At 43.3% G+C, this 2276-nt stretch carries 1 protein-coding gene; it reads left to right on the top strand.

The window, feature by feature from the left end:
- Positions 1-123: 123 nt before the first annotated feature.
- Entirely contained in the window at positions 124-2190 is a 2067-nt protein-coding gene (locus E5987_RS12565; protein WP_160336410.1) for an IS1634 family transposase, read from the top strand.
- Positions 2191-2276: the final 86 nt, after the last annotated feature.

The raw sequence follows: 2276 nt of genomic DNA, 5'->3' as shown, positions 1-2276 counted from the left end.
CCCGACTTTAGGAGAATAGTTCTCTAAATTTTTTCGAGAACCTACGTGGTTCTTATTTTTTCACTTGTTTTTACTTTATTTCTATGTTATAATATTGTAGTGATTTCTTTGTGAGGGACTACTATGTTTATCGGTATCGTTACCGGCGGCAAATATAAATACGTCAAGCTGCTTGAGGGATATAGAGATGAAAACGGCAAGACAAGAAATCGTGTTGTCAAAACATTTGGAAGACTCGATGTTCTTCTGAAAGAGGATCCGGAAGCAGTTAATAAACTCAAAGCTAAGTACAACGGTCAGCACAAAGAAAAATTCGAGCTGCAGCAAAAGCAGCGTCTAAAAGATCTTGAAGAAACATTAGCCTTCCAAGTGGACCAATCTCGTGTTCAAAGTCCTCTGCCGCTGCTTAATTACGGGCACTTTGCTGTCAAACAGATTTGGGAAGAAGACCTGGCTTTAGACCGAAAGTTCAAGTATGTGCAGCAAACAAGCAAGCTAAAGTTTGATCTGAACAGCCTGGTCCGTTACTTGGTGGCCGGAAAGATTCTTGAACCGGGCTCTATTGAGAAAACCTTTAGGCGAAAAGACGAGTACTTAGGCGACCCGATCAAAGACATAACTTTAGACAATTGTTATGACGCCTATACCTACCTGTTCGATCTCAAAGAAGAAATTATTAAGTGGGTCAATCGCCGGATGAATCAATCCTTCGGTACCGGAAGAACTCGTCTGCTCTTTTATGACGTAACGAACACTTATTTCGAAACCACCATGTCGGATAAAGAGAAGGACTATGAGAGGTCTGACTTTGCGGAGGTTTTAATCGATACGGTTAAGCAGGCTGTTATAAGCGAAGAGCTTCCAGTCGATTGTCTTGATCGAGAAGGAAATGTCATCGTCGAGAATCTTCCGGCAGCGTTCATTGAAAAGCTTACGGACGATAAGTATCGCTATTTCAGAATGCGGGGACCCTCAAAAGAACATCGCTTTGACTTACCGCTTGTCTCTATTGCTTTAGTCATTGATCAAAACGGCATTCCTCTGGATTTCCAGGTTTATGCCGGTAATGCCTCAGAGTTTGCAAAAATGCCGGAATCAATCCGCAAACTCAAAGAAAAATACGATGTTGAAGAAGCGGTAGTTGTAGCTGACAGAGGCCTGAACTCGGTTGAAAATTTAACGATGCTGAACGGGAACAATCTGGGCTTTCTGATGGCTCAAAAAGTCACCAAGCTCGGTGAAACGCTAACGAAAAAGATGCTGGACCGGTCGCGTTATCAGCCGCTAAACAGTGAAGTTCCAGATGACAATCTTTATCAAGTGGTCTCCGATTGGGAGAAATCGGGTGGGAGCGGTTCAAAAATCAACTGTACATTAGTCTTTACGTTTAACAAAAACCGACAAAAGCGTGATCAGGCCATCTTGAAACTCTGGCAGGGAATCGTTCTTGCGAAGAAACAGGCGGGAGTCAAAATCGGACCGAGAAAAACCGGTTGGGCCTGTTTGGCAAAAACAGAAAACGGCAAGGATCAGCCAATTCTTGGAATTGATGAAAAGGTCTTGCAAAACAAACTGGCTCTATGCGGTTATGCTGCCGTTGTGTATAAGGAATCGCCGATACAAGCAGACAAAGACGGAGTGGTCTCTGAAAGAAAAAATCCGATCCTCAAAGATGCCGAAATCGCCGGTATGTATCATCGTCTTAACTGCATTGAGGACTGCTTCAGGGTTATGAAGTCCAATCTCGGTCTGCGCCCGATGTATGTGTTTAACTCAAAGCACATCATTGCGCATTGTCTGCTGGTTTACCTTGCGCTTATCACTGTCCGGCTTATACAAAATCGTGCTGAAAAAAGTTCCGTACACGTGACAGCTGAGGAAATCTCCACTTGTCTTCGAGAGGCAAACGTTGCCCCACTACTGCTAAGTGAAGAAAGGTCAGTCTTTGCAACTGTAGAGCAATGCAGCAATCTCAGAAAAGGTCTTGAGCGGCAAAGCACTTCTGAACTTGTAGAAATGATTAAAAGCGGGAAGATAAAAACATCGAAGACACCGGAGATCTTAGAGGCTTGCGGATTAAAAATGCCAAATAGATTCTGTTCCTTACATGAGCTTGCCAGAAGTCTAAAGACAAAGTTCCCGGACTTTAACAGCGCTGTTCCGACTCTAAAGAGGTTGGATTTATTATGACGCAGGAATAATTCTTAAACTGCCCTCAACCTAAGTAACACAAGGGATGAGGGCTTTTTTATTTACGAGATTCTCCTAAAGTCGGG

This window comes from Parasutterella muris, assembly GCF_009767915.1.
GTDB classification, from domain to species: Bacteria; Pseudomonadota; Gammaproteobacteria; order Burkholderiales; family Burkholderiaceae_F; genus Parasutterella; species Parasutterella muris.
The sequence above is the reverse complement of the archived record's forward strand: the minus strand, read 5'-3'. Positions and strand labels throughout refer to the sequence as shown.

Excerpts from the sequence above, each read along its gene's own strand:
- E5987_RS12565 (WP_160336410.1), top strand. The coding sequence starts at position 124 with ATGTTTATCGGTATCGTTACCGGCGGCAAATATAAATACGTCAAGCTG.